The organism is Butyricimonas hominis, assembly GCF_014287455.1.
Lineage (GTDB): Bacteria > Bacteroidota > Bacteroidia > Bacteroidales > Marinifilaceae > Butyricimonas > Butyricimonas muris.
Genome location: NZ_JACOOH010000001.1, coordinates 417519 through 437844, shown reverse-complemented (window position 1 = coordinate 437844; position 20326 = coordinate 417519). Strand labels below are relative to the sequence as shown.

The 20326-nt window shown below is 43.2% G+C and carries 16 protein-coding genes; 14 read left to right on the top strand and 2 right to left on the bottom strand.

Features of this window, described 5'->3' with window-relative positions; genetic code table 11:
* From H8S64_RS01705 to H8S64_RS01670, 8 genes are all read left to right on the top strand, one after another.
* Positions 1–1134, top strand: a complete 1134-nt coding sequence (locus tag H8S64_RS01705; RefSeq protein ID WP_255469382.1) for a TlpA disulfide reductase family protein — start codon at positions 1–3, stop codon at positions 1132–1134.
* 6 nt (positions 1135–1140) lie between these two features.
* Positions 1141–2118, top strand: a complete 978-nt coding sequence (locus tag H8S64_RS01700; RefSeq protein ID WP_186974694.1) for a hypothetical protein — start codon at positions 1141–1143, stop codon at positions 2116–2118.
* Between the two features lie 221 nt (positions 2119–2339).
* Positions 2340–5579: a SusC/RagA family TonB-linked outer membrane protein gene (locus tag H8S64_RS01695; protein WP_255469381.1), complete on the top strand. Its 3240-nt coding sequence runs from the start codon at positions 2340–2342 to the stop codon at positions 5577–5579.
* An 18-nt stretch (positions 5580–5597) separates the two neighbouring features.
* A complete protein-coding gene (locus tag H8S64_RS01690; protein WP_186974692.1) occupies positions 5598–7001 on the top strand; it encodes a RagB/SusD family nutrient uptake outer membrane protein in 1404 nt (467 codons plus the stop codon).
* 23 nt (positions 7002–7024) lie between these two features.
* Positions 7025–8002 carry a DUF4843 domain-containing protein gene (locus H8S64_RS01685; RefSeq protein ID WP_186974691.1) on the top strand — a complete coding sequence of 326 codons (978 nt, stop codon included), beginning with the start codon at positions 7025–7027 and terminating at the stop codon, positions 8000–8002.
* Positions 8003–8042: 40 nt separating this feature from the next.
* Positions 8043–9662 carry a PKD-like family lipoprotein gene (locus tag H8S64_RS01680; RefSeq protein WP_186974690.1) on the top strand — a complete coding sequence of 540 codons (1620 nt, stop codon included), beginning with the start codon at positions 8043–8045 and terminating at the stop codon, positions 9660–9662.
* A gap of 2 nt (positions 9663–9664) precedes the next feature.
* A complete protein-coding gene (locus tag H8S64_RS01675; protein ID WP_186974689.1) occupies positions 9665–10753 on the top strand; it encodes a TlpA disulfide reductase family protein in 1089 nt (362 codons plus the stop codon).
* A gap of 149 nt (positions 10754–10902) precedes the next feature.
* The gene (locus H8S64_RS01670) at positions 10903–12288 is read left to right on the top strand and encodes an alpha-L-fucosidase (RefSeq protein ID WP_186974688.1); all 1386 of its coding nucleotides are present in this window, start codon (positions 10903–10905) and stop codon (positions 12286–12288) included.
* On the opposite strand, the gene H8S64_RS01665 is transcribed toward H8S64_RS01670, so the two are convergent.
* Positions 12285–13883, bottom strand: a complete 1599-nt coding sequence (locus H8S64_RS01665) for a YfcC family protein (protein WP_186974687.1) — start codon at positions 13881–13883, stop codon at positions 12285–12287. The genes H8S64_RS01670 and H8S64_RS01665 overlap by 4 nt on opposite strands.
* Before the next feature lie 85 nt (positions 13884–13968).
* On the opposite strand from H8S64_RS01665, the gene H8S64_RS01660 reads away from it, so the two are divergent.
* From H8S64_RS01660 to H8S64_RS01635, 6 genes are all read left to right on the top strand, one after another.
* Entirely contained in the window at positions 13969–14706 is a 738-nt protein-coding gene (locus H8S64_RS01660; protein WP_186974686.1) for a tRNA lysidine(34) synthetase, read from the top strand.
* Positions 14707–14930: 224 nt separating this feature from the next.
* Positions 14931–15407, top strand: a complete 477-nt coding sequence (gene greA / locus H8S64_RS01655; RefSeq protein WP_186974685.1) for a transcription elongation factor GreA — start codon at positions 14931–14933, stop codon at positions 15405–15407.
* A 76-nt stretch (positions 15408–15483) separates the two neighbouring features.
* The gene (locus H8S64_RS01650; protein ID WP_186974684.1) at positions 15484–15876 is read left to right on the top strand and encodes an HIT family protein; all 393 of its coding nucleotides are present in this window, start codon (positions 15484–15486) and stop codon (positions 15874–15876) included.
* A gap of 55 nt (positions 15877–15931) precedes the next feature.
* Entirely contained in the window at positions 15932–16414 is a 483-nt protein-coding gene (locus H8S64_RS01645; protein ID WP_186974683.1) for a PaaI family thioesterase, read from the top strand.
* Between the two features lie 17 nt (positions 16415–16431).
* Positions 16432–17067, top strand: coding sequence for an HAD family hydrolase (locus H8S64_RS01640; protein ID WP_186974682.1), 636 nt, complete (start codon positions 16432–16434; stop codon positions 17065–17067).
* A 208-nt stretch (positions 17068–17275) separates the two neighbouring features.
* The gene (locus H8S64_RS01635) at positions 17276–17644 is read left to right on the top strand and encodes a hypothetical protein (protein ID WP_186974681.1); all 369 of its coding nucleotides are present in this window, start codon (positions 17276–17278) and stop codon (positions 17642–17644) included.
* Between the two features lie 50 nt (positions 17645–17694).
* On the opposite strand, the gene H8S64_RS01630 is transcribed toward H8S64_RS01635, so the two are convergent.
* Complete coding sequence (locus tag H8S64_RS01630) at positions 17695–20307, bottom strand: zinc-dependent metalloprotease (protein ID WP_255469380.1); 2613 nt, start codon at positions 20305–20307, stop codon at positions 17695–17697.
* Positions 20308–20326: the final 19 nt, after the last annotated feature.

The following is a 20326-nucleotide window of genomic DNA, read 5'->3' as shown; positions in this document are numbered from 1 at the left end:
ATGAAAAGGATTTTAGTATTAGGATGTTTGATAATGTCGTTTGTCGGGCTTTTCGGGCAGAGTGAAACGATAAGCGAGGATTGCGTGATTCGCGGTGTATTGGATGGAGTTTATAAGGGTAAGAAGGTGTATTTGGTGGAAGAGAAGGAGATTAATGGGGAGTCGTGGGTTGTGGATAGTTGTGATGTCGTTGATAATCAATACACGTTTGTCGTTAAAGATTGTGGCGTTCCGAGGATGTATTTCGTTAAGAGTGGTGATCCGGAGTGTTTGAGTCCGATTACTCCTGTTTGGGTGGAAAGAGGAACAGTTCGCGTGAAAGCTAATTCTCAGTTTTTTTTGAATTCTGATGTGGTTGGTACGCCGAATAATGAGATTTTTAGTGCTTATAGGGCAACGCAAAAGTTTCATATGGATAGTATTAAGCGGGCTGCTTGTATTGATATTTTATTGAACCGGAATCAATCGGATGAGGCGAGGGCCAGAGATTTTAAGGCCCGTACGGATTTTCATAATAGAAGAAATTTGGAGTTGCAGGAAGAATTGGTAAAACGTTATTCCGATCAGGCAATAGCTCCTTTTATGATTTTTTGGGAGATGCGGGCGAATGTTTCTTTGGATGAATTAAAGAAGTTGAGAGCCTTGGTCGATCCGAGTTTGAACGAGCATCCTTACACGAGACAGTTGGATGAATATATTCGATTGGCTGAGTTTAAGGTGGGAAGTGATATGCCGGATTTCAAATTGCCTGATAAGGATGGTAATTTATTTAAATTGAGTAGCTTGAGAGGGAAATACGTGTTGATTGATTTTTGGGCATCGTGGTGTGGACCATGTATGAGGGAAATGCCTAACGTGGTGAAACTTTACAAGGAGTGTAAGGGAAAGAATTTTGAAATCGTGGGGGTATCTTTGGATCAAAAGAGAGATGCTTGGCTAAATGCGGTAGAGAAAAATAAAATGAAGTGGATTCAAGTGAGTGATTTGAAATCGTGGGGAACGCCTCCCGTGAAATTGTGTAACGTGACGGCAGTGCCTTATACCGTATTGATTGATCCGCAAGGTAAAGTTATTGCGTTGGATCTTAGAGGTGAAGAGTTGATCAAGAAGGTAAAGGAAGTTTTAAATAAATAATAGGGTATGAGGTATTTGTTGTTGACGGTATTTTTATGTGGGGTGTTCTCTTGGACGTGTAATGCGAAAGGGCGTCCCACGGTAGTGAGTGCGGAAATATACGGTTATCAGGGAGATAAAGTACATTTTGATTTTCTTGAGAAGGATGGGATTAATATGGAGTTTCCGTACAAGGACGGACAGTTGATGGAATTCACGGTGGATTTGGATGATATTACTACATTGAAGCTGAATACTTTTATCGAGGTGTTTTTGCAACCGGGAGATTCTATTCATTTGAAGGTTACTTATAAAGGGCGGAGTTATGATAAAGTGGAATTCTCGGGAACTCCAGCGGCAGTGGCGGTGAACACGAAGGTATACGAGAAAGAGATGTTACAGCGTGAACGGCGTTACAAGACGAATATTCCGGCGATGCTGGTGACACAAGTTGATGCCAAGAAGTTCCACGAGGCTACCGTGCAGGAGTTGAAGGATGAAAAAGCTATTTTGGATAAGGTAAAGGGTGAGATTACGCCAGAGATGTATAATATGGTATTATCGAGTATCGAGGGTACGCTGTTGACTAATCTGATTACTTATCCTTACGCTAGTGCCGAAGTGCACAAGAAGAAATTGGAGGATTGTATGACTGCCGATTATTGGAGTGTATTGAAAGAGTATAAGTTGCGTAATGATAAAGCTTCATTGAGAAATAGGGCTTACATGTGTATGTTGTCGCCTTATAAAGATTACGTGAGAGAACGGGAAGCCCGTGCCGCAGGCAAAGAGTATAAGGCACCGACTTCTATTGAGGAGCAATACAAGGATTTGGCAGCTTTTTACGAGGGTGCGTTGAGGGATACGGCGCTTTTCGTGTTCTTGTATGATGCGGTGGCAGCAAATAAGGATTTTGATATGGTCGAGAAGTTGGTGAAAGATTATTTGAAGAAGTATAATAAGGAAAAAGAGTACAAGAAAATATTGAATCAAGTGATGCAATAGGCTTAAAATATAGAGGGAAATATATTCGCACTATATTCCCCTCTAGAATAGATTTTAATTTAAAGCCTCTAAACTAAAAACAATACAAAACTATGCAAAAAAAGAAGTGGATCTGTAGAGATTTAATTATTAAATTGGTTTGTTGTGTTTTTTTATGTGTATTGTTCTCTATACAGAATGTTTTTGGACAGGAACAAGAGTATAAAAACACGAAGATTACTATGAACGTGAAGGATATGAAGTTGAATCAGGTGTTGGACACGTTGGCTTCGGCGGCGAAGGTGAGATTCTTTTATAATCATTCACAGATTGATGTTGATAAGCGTGTTTCTTTCGATGTGAAAGATAGGACGTTGGACTACGTGTTATTGCTTGTGTTAGGCGATCAGTCGGTTGAGGTGGAATACCAGATGAACCGGGTCGTGGTTTTGAAATACAAGAAGTCCGCACAAGGGGTGGTCGTTTTTAAGATTCGAGGGACGGTAATAGATGCGGCAACGAAAGAAACGTTGCCCGGGGCGAGTATTATTCTCAAGGAAAACAAAGCAATGGGTGTTGTGACGGATATTGACGGGAAGTTTTTTATTGAGGTGCCGGAGGGGACTTCTGCCTTGTTGGTGTCTTTCGTGGGATACGAGGAGGAAATTGTTCCGGTGACGGGAAATATGGAGAACGTGGTGATTAAGTTGACCGAGAAGCAGACAGAACTGGAGGATGTTGTGGTGACGGGTATGGCTCCTCGTAAGGTGGAGAGTTTCTCGGGTGGTTACGTGACGGTAAAGGGAAGCGAGTTGAAGAAACTTAGTCCGAATAATTTGTTAAAGGCGCTTCAAGTGTTTGATCCCAGTTTCCGTATCTTGGAAAATAATCGGGCAGGGTCGAACCCGAATGCAATGCCGGAGTTCCGTTTACGGGGAGATGTGCAATTGGGTAACGGGGGAGTGGATGCGAATAGTATGGAGATGATGATGGGTGATTATTCACAACGCCCGAATATGCCGCTTTTCGTGTTGGACGGTTTTGAAACTACATTGCAGCGTATAGTGGATATTGATCCGGAGCGGGTGGAGTCGATCACAATTTTGAAAGATGCGGCAGCTACCGCTATTTATGGTTCCAAGGCTTCAAATGGTGTGGTTGTCGTGGAAACGAAGAAGCCGCTTCCGGGTGCGTTGAATATATCATATAGCATGAATATGGGTATATCCGTTCCCGATTTATCGGATTATAATTTGATGAACGCGAAAGAGAAATTGGAATACGAGCGACAGGCCGGGGTGTTCACGACCACGAGTCAATTGAATTATTATAATTATTATAAGGCAGAAATTCAGAGAGGAGTAGACACGTATTGGTTATCAGAGCCTTTGCGTACAGCTGTAACACATCGCCATACGCTATCCATGGAAGGTGGTGACGAGGCATTGAGGTATAATTTGAGCTTGAATTATTCGAGAGAGCCGGGTGTGATGAAGGAATCGGGACGAAATACTATGGGGTTAGGATTGTCACTTCAATACCGTCGGAAAAAATGGAATATTCAAAACCAATTAACATTGTCGAACGTGAGGGGTGATAATTCTCCGTACGGTTCGTTTAGCCAGTACACGAGATTGAATCCTTATTACCGGAAGACGGATGAGAACGGAAGATACACGAGTTTCTTGGATCAAAAGATATTGCCGGGAGAGGGAGGTGGAACCGTGACAGTGGTAAATCCGTTGTATAATACTTTGTTTAAATACAAGGATTTTACGGAGAATTTTAATGTGGTGGATAATTTCACGATAGAGTGTGCTATACAGGAAAATTTCCGTGTGTCGATGGGAGCTTCCATAACAAAAGGTATTTCCCGTATGGAAAAGTTTAAATCGATGAATCATACTGATTTTATCCCGCAGGAGGATCTAACTAAAAAAGGTTCGTACGAGAAGAATACGGGAGATAATGTGGCGTGGAGTGTGAATGCTTCCGTGAACTATAATTACACGAAGGATAAGCATTTGTTGAGTTTGTTTGCGCGTTGGAATGTGGATGAATCAAAGAATAACAGTGTCAATTTACAAGCATTCGGTTTCCCGAATGATAATATGACTGACTTTTTGTTCGCTTACGAGATGGATGATCGGGTAAGAGGTTCCGAATCAACTTCCCGTACAGTAGGTTTGATAGGACAAGTGAGTTATATGTATGATATGCGCTTTGCTGTTGATTTTAGTGTTCGAGGTGATCTTTCTTCCCAATTCGGAGCGAACACGGGTATGGCTCCTTTCTGGGCTGCCGGTGCTCGTTGGAATATACACCGGGAAAAATGGTTTCAGAATACATTAATATCTAATTTGGTTGTACGAGGTTCGTATGGAGTCACAGGTTCTCAAAGTTATTCCCCGTATCAGGCGAAAGAAACTTATACTTACGACGATTTGTTGTTCCCGTATCCTTCTTCGGATATTTTAGGTGCTCAATTGAAAGGAATAGGTAATCCGGATTTGGGATGGTCCACGACGAAGAACCGGAGTTTGGCTCTCGAGATCGGGTTGTGGAATAGTCGGGTGAATGCATCATTCTCGTATTATAATAATTACACGGATGAGTTGTTGTTGGATTACAATATAGCGCCTTCAACCGGTTTTGCGTCAAAGACGATGAACGTGGGTGCGGTTGAGAATGAAGGGTATGATATTCAGTTCAGCGTGATGCTTATTCAGGATTATGAGCGGCAGATTCAATGGAGTGTTTCCGCAAATGGCTCGCATAACAGAAACGTGATCAAGAAGATTTCGAATGAGATGAAGGCGATGAATCAAAAGAATCTGGAGAAGAAAGACGGTTCTCCGGAAGCTATTTATGAAGAGGGGAAGTCCACGACACAGTTGTTTGTTGTTCCTTCCTTGGGAATAGATCCGGCAACGGGGCAGGAAGTGTTTTTGACTCGTAACGGGGAAAAGACTTATATTTGGGATCCGCTCGATAAGATTGCTGTCGGGGATCAGGAACCGAAATTGAGAGGTGCTATTTCTTCCGCGTTCACGTATAAGAATTGGAGTGTTGCTTTAGCTTGTACTTACGAACTGGGAGCATGGTGGTATAATCAAACGTTGGTGGATAAAATTGAAAATTCCAGTGCGGCGTATAATGTGGATCGTAGAGCGTTATCCAGTCGTTGGAGTCCTGAAAACCGGAATGCCCGTTATAAATCAATGTCGATTGTCAGCCAGCAAACGGGGATGAGCAGTCGTTTCGTTCAAAAGCGTAATGAGTTGTCCTTTACATCTTTGTCTGTTGGTTATCGTTTTGACCCGAAGAATTTTAAGTTCTTGCAGGCTTGCCGGATAGCAAGTGTGTCATTGAATGCCACGATGGAGGATTTAGGACGAATTTCTTCGATCAAGACAGAGCGGGGGTTGGATTATCCTTTTGCCCGGATGTTTAACGTGTCCTTGTCGGTATTGTTTAATTAAAATGTGGAGGAGTACAAGATGAGAAATATATTAGTAGTTGCAATTTGTACCGTTTCATTGTTTTTATCGTCCTGTCAGGATTGGATAGATGTGAACCCCAAAACGGATATCGAGGCAGAGAAATTCTTTACTTCGGAGGATGGTTTTAAAAGTGCATTGACGGGTTTATATAGTATGATGACTCTTGAAAAATCGTATGGTAGACAAATGACATTCGATTTTGTAGAGAAATTGGTACAACGATATGATAATTATGCCCCGGGAGCTGTTACGGATGAGGAGCGTGCGGCAATATACAAGTATGGTGAGACTACAAGTTCTAAAAATGCCATAGCCGATATTTGGTTGAAATTGTATAACGAGATAGCGAATATCAATAATTTCCTGCAATATCTTGAAACGAACGGGGATGTTATTTTGACGGAAGGTTATCGAGATTTGATGAAGGGTGAGGCTCTTGGGTTACGGGCTTTCCATTATTTCGATATATTGCGTTTGTGGGGGCCGATTTATTCGTTGGATTCCACGAAGTTATGTATCCCTTACCGGGACAAGTTCGATTCGGAGAGCGCTCCTATGATGGCTGCTAATGAAGTTGTTAAGCGCATTGTTGCAGATCTTCAGGCGGCTGAAGAGTTGTTGAAAAATGATCCGATGAATTACGAGCATGTGGCTGAAGAGCCTTTTATCGGGCAACGCAAGCATCGTATGAATAAGTTTGCGGTGAAAGCGATGTTGGCACGTGTATATCTATACCGGGGAAATAAAGAGTTGGCTGCACAGTATGCTCGGGAAGTGATTGAAAAATCCGGCTTAGAACTTGTTCGGAATAATCAGCAGGATGTTTCTTTATATGGAGAGACTATTTTTGGTCTTGCCATGTATGATATGGAGGAGAAATTGAAAAATTACTGGGTGAATGGTTCCTCTTATGATGTGCAGTATTATATTTCAGGAAATAATGCAAGTGGATTGTTCGAGATTAACGAGGGAATCGGTTTGAATGATATGCGTTATCGTTCCGGGTATGGTTTTAATCATACGGCTAGTAATCTTTTGATGTGTCGTAAATATCTTGGCGAGGGGTTGTATGGAGAAAAAATACCTTTGATTCGATTAGCCGAGATGTATTATATTTTGGCTGAATCTGTGGCTTTGTCCGAGTGTGGGCAATACATTAATACGGTGAGAACTACCCGGGGTATTTCCAGAAGTAATAATTTGGGAACGGATGTGACGGAGGAACAACGTTTGGAGGTGTTGGATAAGGAGTACCGGAAGGAGTTTTTCGCGGAAGGACAGTATTTTTATTTCTTGAAAAGACATAATAGGAGTACGTTTTATCGTTGTCCCGTGGAGAACTTTTCTGCTTATGTTCTGCCGGTTCCGGATGACGAGAAAACTTATGGAGAAGCCGAGTGATTTAAAAATGTAAAGAATTGGTTATGAGAAAGTATATATTGTATATAGGTTTTTTGTTGCTCTCTTTTGCATCGTGTCAGGAGAAAGAGATTATCGGTTATTCGTTGGAGCGAGATGGGCTGCAATTTAATTATGACACGAATGCTTTAAGGGTTACGGTTGATTTCATGAAAGAGTACGTAACGGATACGATGTGGTGGGGACAGCCGGGTAATAGTCCTTATGATTTGATACCAAAGTATTCGGGGGATTCTTTGGTGAAAAAAGGCGTGAAGTTGAATTTGTATTTGATGGGACGTGCCGCAGATTATGATCGGGAGTTTCGGTTGAAAGCTAAGGTAGAGGAGGGAGAAGATCCAACGGCAGTTTCATTTTTGGAGTTTGAACCTTCATATGTGTTTCGTGCCGGACAGTTAAAGGATACGGTAGAGGTGTACGTGTTGAATCCAAAAGTGCGGAAAGAATTTACCGTGAGCATCGTGTTCGACGTGGAGAATTCGGATCCTTCTTTGGAACTGGGGGCAGCGGAAAAGGATGAATATCGTGTACGGTTGATTAATCGATACCCGCAACCGAGGGAATGGGATGATAATGTTGTAGGAGAGTATACGGAAGATAAATATGCATTTATGGTTACTATTTTGAAGACCTTGTATAATCCGTATGCTAATTGGAGTGAGGACCTTAAGACTTTGAATGAAGCGTTGGCGGAATATAAGGCTTTACACCCGGACGAAGAGGTGGATTTCTCGTTCCCGGAACCGCCGGCTCCACAGTGGTGGAATTATCCTCCTCATTTAGCTATATTGGGAGAGTATTCTATGGCTAAACATACTTTTATGCAGGAGGTGCTTAGTGCTGCAGACTATGAAAGTTTTGTCTACTGGTATGCGGAGTGGGATGCGGTTAGGTTAAATCAGTTGTTGAGAAATGCTTATGATCAATATAACACAGAGCATCCGGATAATCCGTTGCCGTTCGAGCAGTTCCCGGTATTGTGAGCAAAGAAGAATGTCTATGAATTTGTAAAATAGGAATATGATGAAGAGAATAATAGTTATATTGAGTTTTGTCACGTGGCTTCTTTGTGGATGTTATGATGATAAAGGAAACTACGATTACAAGGATATAAACACGATCGAAGGGCTTACCTTCGATCCCGTGCCAGAGGTTGTTACGAAAGGGACTTCGTACCGGTATACTTATCGGCAACCGATTCAAGAGGAGTTGTCTGTTACTTATTCTCCTGTTTTCTCTCAGAGTGAGGTCGAGGGGGAAGAGAATATGGAGTATTTGTGGGTGGTGAGTTATCGTGAAGGTAATGAGAATGTTACGGACAGTGTCTTCACGAAGGAATTAACACTTACTTATCCAGTTCGGAAATCATCCAGTTATAATGTTAAGTTCCGATTGACGGATACAAAAACCGGAATTAGTGCTTACCGGGATTTTACGATGGAAACAAGATTACCTTTTGTACATGCGTGGTTCGTGTTGAATGGAGAGGAAAACAATCGGAAATTGTCCACGGTGGAGGATCCGGATTCCACGCATGCGATTATTACTTTGGATGCTTATCGGGAAACTTGGGATGTGGAGCGGTTTCAGAAAGCGAATTCATTGATGTTTGCGGGATCAGTTTCTTATACTCGAGATATGGAACGTCTTTACGTGGTTCAGTCTGATTCAGCATCATTTATGCTTCCTTTTGCCTTGGAAGATGCTAAGGCTTCACGGAATTTATTCGCTCCGGGATTAAACCCGACTAATCTGGTGTATGGAGTTTCCCATGTATTGTGGAGGAATGCTATTGTTGTCGATGATGCCGGAAAATTTTATCATTCGGGTGCTAGTGGATTCTATTTTGCGGGTTTGGCAGAGGATAACGTACAGAACTATGTGATAGATAAGATTTATATGTCACAATCCGGTTTCGTGACGGTGTGGGATAAGGTGAATCGAAAATTTATGTCCTATCGTCTGAATGGAATGAATGGTTGTTATAATTTTGGTGTGAGTGAAGATATCTATCCTCAAGAGGCTGTCGAGTATAATCTGGAAAAATTGACTCCATTTCTTGTTGAAGGACTTCAAGAGGTAGATAAACAAGGTGCTACTCATAATATGGAGATATTGTGGTTGGGTAAAGGAATTTCGGTAAATTCCAGTGAAGAAGGTGCTACGGCAATAGGTGTGATGAATGATACTTGTTATTTGTTGAAAATAGAAGCTAGTAGTAAAGGAGGTAAATCGGCAAAGGCGGATGAGTCCCCGATAAAAGTAGTTCGTGAAAAATTAGGTAAGTTAGGTTTTAACGGAAATACATGTTTTGCCACAACGGTTGCATTCATGGACCAATTTTTATACACGGAGGAAAGTAAAGTTTATTTGTTTAATGTCGTAACAAAAGAAAAAGTGGAACTTTATGATGCGGGAAATGTGATTACCCGGTTGAAATTCAGGTCTGATTCGGAGGGGGATTTTCAGTATGAAAGTGAACCCTACAGGACGTTGGGTGTCGTGGTAAATGCAGGAGGACAGGGTGAATTGCATGAAGTTGTATTGAGTGTGGGAGGTGATTATGTTGACTCGCACGTGTTTACGGGGTTTGGAGTGATTAAAGATGTTGTTTACACGGCGATAACCAGAAGATTGAATTAATTATGTGGAAGTTATTTGTATTAGGTTGTTTATTTTTCCCCGGGATTGTTTTCGGGGAAAAGAAAAAATTCACGATTAACGGAGCAATTCCGGAGATGCCCGAGGGAAAAATGATTGTAGTTTCACAAGAGGTAGGGCGTGTGGATACCTTGGGGCAAGGTGATATCGTAAGTGGTAAATTCGTGATTGAAGGTGAGTTGGATGAGCCTCGTGTAGCTTTGATTTATGTGGCTGGTTACGGTGGTGGTTTTGTATTTATTTTGGACACGGATGCACCTTACGAGATGGAATTGTTTCAATCCGGAAAGAGTGTGATTAGGGGAGGAAAGTTGCAAAAAGAGTTGAACGTCTATCAAGAAGCCGTGACTGAGGAAAATCAAAAGATTCGGAAAGTAAAGATGGAATTGGAAGAGGCTTCTGCCGCCAAGCATTTCAGGACAGTGAACGAGTTGAAAGGAAAATTGGAACAGGTAACGGCAGACGCTCAAAAACGTTTGGGTGTTATCGTGGAAAGAAATAAAGACAATGTACTGGCGGCTTATGTGCAGACTGCGGGCATGGAACGGATGGATTTGAACGGATTGAAAATGTGTTATGCCGGATTATCGGATAAGGCAAAACACACGGGGCCGGGGAAATTGATGGCTGTGCGTATTCAGGCGTTAGAGGGCGTGGAAGTAGATGCCGTGGCTCCGAATTTTACGTTGCCTACTCCAGAAGGGAAGGAGATTGCCTTGTATGAGGTAAAGGGAAAATTGAAAATCATCGATTTTTGGGCTTCGTGGTGCGGCCCCTGCCGAATGGAGAATCCGAATATGGTGAAGTTATACAACGATTTTAAAGAGAAAGGGCTTGTCGTGGTAAGTGTTTCTTTGGACGAGAAAAAAGACAAATGGGAAGAGGCGATTAAAAAAGACGGTCTGACATGGTTGCACCTTTCGGATTTGAAAGGTTGGCAAGGTGATGTGGTAAAAATGTATAACATCGATGCCGTACCGACCATTCTGGTGCTGGACGAGAACAACCGGATTATAGCCAAGAATCTTAGAGGGGAAAAGTTAAGAGCTTTGGTATCTGATAGATTAGAATAGAATTGGTGTTCTTGTTAAAAGAAATTGTTCAAAAAAGGGAGAACTCTAAGTTTCCATCCTTTTTTGAACAATTCCTTTTTTATATGATTCTTGTTTTGTTATCTTTGTATGTGTTTGTGTAAAATATATTAATTGCTAAAAGAGAAACAATGCGAAGATTGTTGTTGTGCGTGGTATTCGTTCTGTGGTGTACCTTGTTGAAAGCCCAATACGAGGGAATGGAGTATTATTGGGAACAGGATTCGGCAGTGAAAGCAAAATTGGAACGGTGGCAGGATTTGAAGTTCGGTTTTTTCGTGCACTGGGGACCGTATAGTCAGAAAGGATATTGCGAATCGTGGACGATTTGTTCGGAAGATGTGGATTGGATTCAACGGGACACGACGATTTCTTATGACGAGTATTACCGGAATTACGTGGATTTGAAAAAGACGTTTAACCCGGTGAAGTTCGATCCGGATAAATGGGCGGAATTGGCAAAGGAAGCGGGAATGAAGTATTTTGTGTTCACGACGAAGCATCATGACGGTTTTTGTATGTGGGACACGAGGGAAACGGATTATAAAATAACTTCTAAAGAATGTCCCTATCACACGGCGGAGAAAGCGGATGTGTTGAAAGAGATATACCGGGCTTTCGGGGAGCGGGATTTCATGATCGGGGCGTATTTTTCGAAACCGGATTGGAATAGTCCCTATTATTGGTCGGAACGATGGCAGCATGGCGACCGGAACGTGAATTACAAGATCAAGGAACACCCGTGGATGTGGGAAAAGTTCTGTAATTTTACTTTTAATCAAGTGAAGGAATTGATGACCGGATACGGTCCCGTGGATATTCTTTGGCTAGACGGTGGTTGGGTTGCACCCGAGAACCGGGGACAAGATATCAGGTTGGACAAGATTGTTGATATGGCTCGGGGGTATCAGCCCGGATTGATCGTGGTAGATCGTTGGGTAGGTGGAAAATACGAGAATTATCGTACCCCGGAACAGAAGATTCCCGAGAAGCCGTGGGATTACCCGTGGGAAACCTGTATGACCATGGCGAATCAATGGTCGTATCTGCCGTGGGACAAATATAAACCCACCCGTGAGTTGGTTCATAACCTTGTGGATATTGTCAGCAAAGGGGGAAACTTCCTGTTGAACGTGGGAGTGGACGGGAACGGAGAGATTCCGCCGGAAGGAATAAAGATTATGAAAGAGCTCGGGGCTTGGATGAAAATTAACGGGGAAGCCATTTACGAAACCCGACCGATAGCCCCCTACAAAGAAGCGAAGATTTGTTACACGAGGCACAAGAGTAACGGGAAGATTTATGCCATATACTTGAATGACGAGGATGAACCGAATCCGCCTTCCCGGATTATGCTTTACAGTATAAAGCCGGAAAAAGGGACAAAGGTTTCGTTGTTGGGATACAAGGGTAATTTAAGCTACAAACGGGTAGGCAATGGAATACTCGTAACCTTGCCGGCTTCATTCGTGAAGAATCCGCCATGTGGGCATGCGTGGAGTCTTTGTATATTTTAAAACCCGTTCAATTGCATCGTGGCGGTCGGGATAAGCAAAATAAACCCGATGACGATCAAAAATAAGATAAACTTCCAGAAGAATTTTACCCAAACGTCATAAGGTATACGTGCGATACCCAAAGCCCCGATCAGAACCCCGGAAGTGGGGGTGATCATGTTGGTAAAGCCGTCACCGAATTGGAACGCCATAACGGTAGCTTGTCGGGATAACCCGATCACATCGGAGAACGGTGCCATAATCGGCATGGTTAGGGCTGCCTTTGCAGAACCGGACGGAATGATGATATTGATCATCGTCTGGATGAGATACATGATGCCTAACGAGAGTACCTTCCCCGTTTCGTTCATGAGATTTGCCAATGAATGAAGAATGGGATCAATGATATGCCCCTCCTGTAAGATGATAATAATTCCCCCCGCGAGTCCCACGACCAACGCCGCGGAGAGAATATCTTTCACTCCGGCAATAAAAAGTTTTACAATGTTATCGGCATTCTCCTTTGCGGCGAAACCGGATAAAATACCCATGGCCAGAAATAATCCGGATATTTCGGGTAAGTACCAACCGTAGCCCATGACTCCCACGATCAAGAAAAGAATCGTGAAGCCCAGAATAGTCAATATAAAAAAGTGATAGGATTTTCGTAGTGAGAAAAAACCGATCAACGCAAATAATATGGTTAGGACGGGGAGTACAAAGGTGGTCAAACTGGAGTGTTCTCCGATAGATAACGTGGTGCGGGGGAAATAGAACGAGAAAATGGCAAGTCCCGAAAGGATAAAAAGATAAACCATCCAAGAGGAGGAATAGGTTTTATATTCTATTTCTTCGGTGGTAGCTACTTTCTCTTTACGCCAGTGACTGTCGAGATTGTAGACTAATGATGCTTTTGGGTTCTTTTTCACCTTTGCCGCGTAACGCAGTACCCAAGCGATCATAATCACGTTGAGAATCGCCCAACAGAACAAGCGATATTCAAACCCGGAAAATAACGGTAAGTCGGATAGCCCTTGTGCTATGCCTATCGTGAACGGGTTGAGAATGGCCCCGGCAAAACCGACATGAGCGGCAACGTACACCATGCATACGCCCGTGAGGGAATCGTACCCCATGGATATCGCCAAAGGAACGATGATAATAACGAAAGCCAGTGTTTCCTCGCTCATGCCGAATATGGCACCGAAACTACTAAAAAGTAGCATAACCATCGTGATAATAATATTGTTTACACCTAGTTTGCGTATAATCCCGATGTGTTCCAGTTTTCGCGTGGAACGCAGGAAAGAGAAAATCCCCACGTCAATTGCCTTACTGTTGTTCATGATCCAGAAAGCTCCGCCGATGATCAATATAAACGCGATAATGCCCGCCTGCTTCTCGAACCCGTTGAAGAGTGCGGAGAATACTTGCCATGTCTGCGGGCTCTTGGCAACCTCATGAAATGAATCGTTCACGATAACCGTGCGTTCCACGCCGTTTACATCGACGGTTTCCCGCGCGTATTCACCCCCCGGAATAATCCATGTCAGGATAGCACAGATGATAATAATCGAGAATACAATAGTGTAAGTGTGCGGAACTTTCTTTAGCATAAGTGGTATTTTTGATTGAGGTTTCAAACATACAAAAAAAAGAGAAGATTTTAATTATTTTTGCGGTAGGATAATAAACAAGTAGATGATAACAGAAGAAAAGCAAGATAAAGTATTCACCCGGGATTTTTTCCGGAAGGTGGGGAAAGCGATACATGATTATCACTTGATTGGTGACGGAGATCGGGTACTCGTGGGCGTATCCGGGGGAAAAGATTCTTTGGCGTTGTTGGAGGTATTGGCGATGCGGGCAAAGGATCCGAAGCAGGATTACACGGTGATAGCCGCCCATATTGCCGTCGAGGATGTGTCATACGAGGTGGATAGCGATTACTTGCGAGCCTTTTGTGAACGCTTGGGTGTGGAATACGTGTATCGGACAATTCGGTTGGATATGACGGTAAACCCGAAGAAACCTGCTTGTTTCGTGTGTTCGTGGCATCGGCGTAAAATGCTTTTCGATATTGCCAAGGAATACGACTGTAAAAAACTGGCTCTCGGGCATCATCGGGATGATGCGGTGGAAAGCCTTATGATGAGCATGATTTTTAACGGAACGATTTGCAGTATGCCGCCCCGGTTGGAGATGTTCAAGAATACTTTCACGTTGATTCGTCCGTTGATTTATCTTTCCAATGACGAGACTTTGCGCTATGCCGAAATGCGACAGTTCAAGAAACAAAAGAAGCATTGTCCTCACGAGAAAGCGACAAATCGGGATGCGGTGAGTAAATTGATTGACCGGATGGAAGCCGTATCTCCTCATGCCCGGAGTAATCTTTTTGCCTCGATGCGGAATATACGTGAGGAATATCTTCCTTGAGCATTTGGGGTGATAGACTTTCTATCAGATATATATGACGTTTTTTTTGTTTATAAAATATTTGCGGGGAAAAATTGTTTAATTCAAAAAAAGGTCATAAATTTGTCATCAGGAGGTGAGGAATTCTGAACGAATGGAATTCTTTACTAGATAAAGGCACTTATTGGAGGATAAGTGTCATTTATTTTTTTATATACGAATTTAAGATTTTAATATTATATGCTATGACAAAGAAGGTATCTTATGTAACTAAAGAAGGGCTGAAAAAATTGCAGGAAGAGCTGGACAATCTGCAAAACGTGGAGCGCCCTAGAATCTCCAAAGCAATCGGTGAAGCCATTGAAAAGGGAGATATCTCCGAGAATGCAGAGTATGACGCGGCGAAGGATGCTCAAGGTATGCTTGAGGCAAAGATCGCGCAGCTTCAAGATACAATTGCCAGTTGCCGGATTATCGACGAATCCCAAATCGACACCTCAAAAGTGCAGATTTTGAACAAGGTGACTATCAAGAATATGAAGACAAAAGCGACAATGACTTATATGTTGGTGTCCGAGAGTGAGGCTGACTTTAAGGCAGGGAAATTGTCTATCACGACTCCTATCGCGAAGGCTCTGATCGGCAAAAAGCTGGGTGATAAAGTTGAAGTACAAGTGCCGGCAGGAATGATGGAATTCGAGATAATGGACATCTCAATTTAATTGAAAATTAAAAATGAGCGAGAGAATTTGTGTGTGTGAAATCTAAAATCATAAATCTAAAATCGTAAATTAATACATGGCTTCAATTTTTACGAAGATTATAAATGGTGAGATCCCGTCATACAAGGTGGCGGAGGACGAGAACTATTACGCGTTTTTGGATATTGCGCCGATGCAAAAAGGGCACACGTTAGTGGTGCCGAAAAGAGAAGAAGATTATATCTTCGACTTGACAGATGATGAATTAGCGGGTTTGATGGTATTTGCCAAGAAAGTGGCAAAAGCTATCGAGAAAAGTGTACCGTGCAAGCGCGTTGGTATTGGCGTGTTAGGACTGGATGTCCCACATGCTCACGTGCATCTGGTTCCATTAGTGGAGGGAAACGAATTGAATTTCAGTAACCCGAAGAAACAATTCCCGAAAGAGGAAATGGAAGCTTGTGCCAAGTTGATTCATAGTAACTTGTAACATTATTAGACAATTTATTATCGGGGACGCATTTAAACGTCCCTTTTTTTGTAATATGGAAAAGAAAAAATTATATAACGCCTACGAGCAACACGAGGGATACAATTGTTTCGGCTGTGCGTCCGCTAACGAGCATGGGTTGCGATGCGAATTCTACGAGGAGGGGGAGTATATTACTTGTTACTGGACTCCCCGTCCCGAGTTTCAAGGATTTTTTCATGTTTTGCATGGAGGAATCCAAGCTACTTTAGCGGATGAAATCGCCTGCTGGAACATTTTCGCCAAGGTACAGAGTGCGGGAGTTACTATCGCACTGGATATGAAATATCGTTCAACCGTGTACACGGATCGGGGCGAAATTTTCATGCGCTCCCGTATCGTGGAACAGAATGCCCGTGTTGCCAAAATGCATGTCGAGATATTCAATGCCGACGGCTCCTTGGGAAGTGAAGCGGAAGTTACTTATCGGATTTTTCCTGAAAACGTGGCCAAAGAGCGTCTTGGGTGGACGGGTATCGAGGCTTTTCATCAAAATTAATTTTATATAGGGAAAATATGAAGTATAAAAACGTGGTTTGGGATTGGAACGGGACATTGTTGGATGACGTGAAGATTAGTGTAAATACGATTAACCGGATGTTGAGAAAAAAACGGTTGAATGAACTGACCGTGGAGGAATATAAATCCATATTCGGTTTTCCGGTGAAGGACTACTACGAGGGAATCGGTTTCGATTTCAAACATGATGATTGGGAAACTGTTTCCCTTGATTTTGTCGACACTTACGAGGAGTTGGCAAAAGATGTCATGTTGACTCCGGGGGTAGTGTCAGTATTATCGGGATTGAAAGAAATGGGTGTACGGCAATATATATTGTCGGCTTTGCAGGAAAACTTATTGGAAGATATGCTGGAACGTTTCGGTATCCGCGATTATTTCGAGGGTGTGTGCGGGTCAGATAATATTTATGCTGACGGTAAGATTGCCAGAGGTGAAAGAATGTTGGACGTGTATCCGATAGAGCCCCGTGAAACTTTAATGGTGGGAGATACGCTACATGACGCGGAAGTTGCCGAGGCACTAGGCTTTAATATCAGGCTGTACGCCGGAGGGCACAATAGCGCCGAACGTTTGCGAGAAAAAGGAATTGTATTGGAACGGATGGATATGTTATTGTCTGAAATTCGATAATTTGGCTATTTAGTGGGATTGTCTACAACTTTAGGGGGAATAATTCTACACTCGTTCCCCAAAGTTCTACAAGTAGAAAGATAGAGTATTTATTGATATTATATTGGTTATTAATGATTTGTGTGTGCGTGCGTGTTCTCTTTATTTTTCTGGCCTCTTTATTGTTTTTTATTAAGCAAATGAATAATAACTATTAAAATTTAAGACCATGAAAAATTTAGTGAAATGTTTTATTGTAGTAGCAGTTGTAGTAACAGGAATGGCAAACACGGTGACAGCCAAAAGTAATAATTTACAAGTTTGCGATACCATTATCCCAGACACAACAAAGAAAGAGGTTGCACTTACATCTATGCTCAATATGAGTGGACTTGAGACAACGTGGACAAAAATAGATGTTGCCGACTTACCTAAAGCTGTTGTTGATGCCGTAAGTAAAAAATATGAAGGGTACACTATTGATGAAGCTTACAAAGGTGATGACGATCAATATAAATTGGTAATAAAGAAAGAAGATGCGAAGTTAGTTGTCATTTTTGACAAAGACGGGAAGTTTATAGAGGAACTCGAAGCTTAGTCTACAAGTATAAAAAGAACAGGGGTGTTTTTTACGCACCCCTGTTCTTTTTATTTCCCCTCTAATGCCCTGTTCAGAGAGAACAACAACATCCGGTAATGTTCCCGTGTTTCTCCTGTCGATGTGGGGATCTTACTTTCAAGTAGCGTTTTTACTTTATTTGCCATGGTAAACAAATACTGCTTGGAATTGTCAATCGCTTCTACATCCACCTCGTCTTGCCAGTTATAGCCATAACCAATGCCGTGCAGGCGTAGCTGTTCGGCAACGAAGCTGTCCCCGTGCTCCCGTTCCATAGACTTCAACGTTTTGTAGAATTTCCGAACCATACCCGATTCGTCCAGCCCATAGTTCTTCAACTCGTCCAGAGAGGTCAGGAAAAATTTCCCTTTCTTTTTCATGCTATTCCCGACAACATCATTGATCATCACGATAGCGTTCGTTTGCAGCAATTTATCCCCGTTCGTCAACGCTTTTCCCCGGATGGTATTTTCCCATATCCCGTTATACAAGTCGTCGAAATACGCTTTCAACGTGTAAGGATCGTCCGACACGTGGGCAGAAAGAATTACCCGTTGATAAGAGGACAGCAGACTTTGAGCAAGCACCGATCTCACGACATCCGCCTCGCTGATCCGAAGGGTCAACTTCTTGCTCAACGGTTTATTGTACAGCCAGTCGCAATCCCGGAATTGTTTCAACGCCCATTGTAAAGAAGCTTTTTGCACCTCTTTTGGCACGGAACGGTAACGGTCACCCGGGGTTCCCTCTTTCACGTCAGTCAAGTAAATACCACCCACGTTATACATCACGTTCGTGATATACCGGTAATATTGTTCCATCAACTGTTCCAACAATTGTTGCTTGTGCGAGCCGTCCGGGTCATCTGCGATCCACTCGTCCATGTGGGATAAAATATATTTCAGGTTACGGATGCCGTAATCTCCCGCCTTCATCGGGTCATCGCCCAAATCTTCCTCGATAGCACTCGGGTCATAGCGTTCCAGTAATTGTTGCCGTCCGTAACGGTAGCACGGGTCTCCGGCTTTCTCGTCGAGCCATGATTCGAGTACGGGGACTTCCTCCCGTGCCGTGCGGGCTTTCGGTATCAGTTGGTATGCCCAGCGGATTAGGAATTCGTCATAAATTCCCAAGTCGGGAGGTGTAAGTTTCACGCCTTTATCCCCCGGTTGTGCCACGTAATTGTAACGCGCGTAGTCCATGATGGAAGGAGTGGTCCCGTATTTTTGCGTGAACGTGACGGAACGCAACGAGTCCACCGGATAGGCAGCCGATGCGGCCATATTGTGCATGAACCCGAGGCAGTGTCCCACCTCGTGTGCTACCACGTAAGCGATAGACTCTTTCACGATCTCATCCGGCATCTTCTTGTCGCGTACGGACGGGTCTATTTGTGCTGTCTGGATAAAACGCCATTGGTTGATCAATTGAATCACGTTGTTGTACACTAGTACCGATGCGTTCACGATCTCTCCGGTTGTCGGGTCTATCCACGAGGGACCCATGGCATTGGCTGTGGTTGACGGTATATACCGGATACAGGAATATTTCAAGTTATCCGGATCGAAATTCGGGTCATCTTTCGGGAAGTCCAATGCCCGCACTGCGTTCTTGAACCCGATTTTCTCGAAAGCCTTATTCCAGCGTTCCGTTCCTTCCTTTATCGGTTGTTTCCACAATTCGGGAAATGCGTCATCCACGTAAAACACGATCGGTTTCACGGGTTCAACCAATTCTCCTCGTGCATACGCTTCAGCATCTTTCGGCTCCAATCGCCAGCGGTGGATCATGGAATAAATCCCCACTTCGTCTTGTTCCGTCGAGAAATGTTGTTTGTCTGTCAGGAATATCCCGATACGGGTATCGGCGATACGGGGACGCATTTTCTCTTCCGGCAACAATAGCAGGGTACGGGTAACTTGTATACTCATGGGTTCGTCCGCGCGTATCGTGAAAATACCGAATACCGTCATGGTCACCTTGTAGGCTAAGTCCGTCTTTATCGTGGCGTTATCCTCGAAAGCTTTGATTTCCCGCAAGGCTTCTCCCTCGCTGTTAGGACTGGATTTGATAGAGATAAATCCACCGTAACTCTTGGGTAAAGAGGGTAACATATCATTATGGCGGGCAAAGAAATCCGTCACGTCGAACACCACGGCGGTGCTGTCGTTATTATACGTTTCGATTTTAAATCTTTTCAATACCGGATCGGTAAGACTCCGCTCCAACGCGATCTTCATCCCCTCTTCCCGCTCATTATAGGTTGCCTTGGTATTAACCCTCCTCAGGTAGATAGAGCTGTCTGTTCGCGTAAATTTCACGTGCAGCGGGTCTTCCGGCTTGTAACCGACTTCACAAAGCAGGTTGTCGCTGGCACTGGTTAACGTGGAGGCCAGTAACATATCCCGTCCAAGGTACACCACGGGTAACTCGATATAGAGTTTTCCCCCTACCTTATGCAAGGAGATAAAATCTCCTTTTGCCGTTACGCGCCCGGCTTTCTGTACCAGTTTGTCATATTTACTGGTTTTTACTACTTCTTTTTCTTTCTTTTTCCTGTCTGCTGCGTTCATCTCTCCAAAAGAAAGTAAGAATAAACCGGAGAGTAGCGCCGAAACAATCTGTGTTGTTATTTGTTTCATATTATTCAATATAATCTAA

What these genes read in the sequence shown, in the direction of transcription:
- H8S64_RS01705 (WP_255469382.1), top strand. Translation starts at nt 1, where the DNA reads ATGAAAAGGATTTTAGTATTAGGATGTTTGATAATGTCGTTTGTCGGG.
- H8S64_RS01700 (WP_186974694.1), top strand. Translation starts at nt 1,141, where the DNA reads ATGAGGTATTTGTTGTTGACGGTATTTTTATGTGGGGTGTTCTCTTGG.
- H8S64_RS01695 (WP_255469381.1), top strand. Translation starts at nt 2,340, where the DNA reads ATGAACGTGAAGGATATGAAGTTGAATCAGGTGTTGGACACGTTGGCT.
- H8S64_RS01690 (WP_186974692.1), top strand. Translation starts at nt 5,598, where the DNA reads ATGAGAAATATATTAGTAGTTGCAATTTGTACCGTTTCATTGTTTTTA.
- H8S64_RS01685 (WP_186974691.1), top strand. Translation starts at nt 7,025, where the DNA reads ATGAGAAAGTATATATTGTATATAGGTTTTTTGTTGCTCTCTTTTGCA.
- H8S64_RS01680 (WP_186974690.1), top strand. Translation starts at nt 8,043, where the DNA reads ATGAAGAGAATAATAGTTATATTGAGTTTTGTCACGTGGCTTCTTTGT.
- H8S64_RS01675 (WP_186974689.1), top strand. Translation starts at nt 9,665, where the DNA reads ATGTGGAAGTTATTTGTATTAGGTTGTTTATTTTTCCCCGGGATTGTT.
- H8S64_RS01670 (WP_186974688.1), top strand. Translation starts at nt 10,903, where the DNA reads ATGCGAAGATTGTTGTTGTGCGTGGTATTCGTTCTGTGGTGTACCTTG.
- H8S64_RS01665 (WP_186974687.1), bottom strand. Translation starts at nt 13,883, where the DNA reads ATGCTAAAGAAAGTTCCGCACACTTACACTATTGTATTCTCGATTATT.
- H8S64_RS01660 (WP_186974686.1), top strand. Translation starts at nt 13,969, where the DNA reads ATGATAACAGAAGAAAAGCAAGATAAAGTATTCACCCGGGATTTTTTC.
- greA (WP_186974685.1), top strand. Translation starts at nt 14,931, where the DNA reads ATGACAAAGAAGGTATCTTATGTAACTAAAGAAGGGCTGAAAAAATTG.
- H8S64_RS01650 (WP_186974684.1), top strand. Translation starts at nt 15,484, where the DNA reads ATGGCTTCAATTTTTACGAAGATTATAAATGGTGAGATCCCGTCATAC.
- H8S64_RS01645 (WP_186974683.1), top strand. Translation starts at nt 15,932, where the DNA reads ATGGAAAAGAAAAAATTATATAACGCCTACGAGCAACACGAGGGATAC.
- H8S64_RS01640 (WP_186974682.1), top strand. Translation starts at nt 16,432, where the DNA reads ATGAAGTATAAAAACGTGGTTTGGGATTGGAACGGGACATTGTTGGAT.
- H8S64_RS01635 (WP_186974681.1), top strand. Translation starts at nt 17,276, where the DNA reads ATGAAAAATTTAGTGAAATGTTTTATTGTAGTAGCAGTTGTAGTAACA.
- H8S64_RS01630 (WP_255469380.1), bottom strand. Translation starts at nt 20,307, where the DNA reads ATGAAACAAATAACAACACAGATTGTTTCGGCGCTACTCTCCGGTTTA.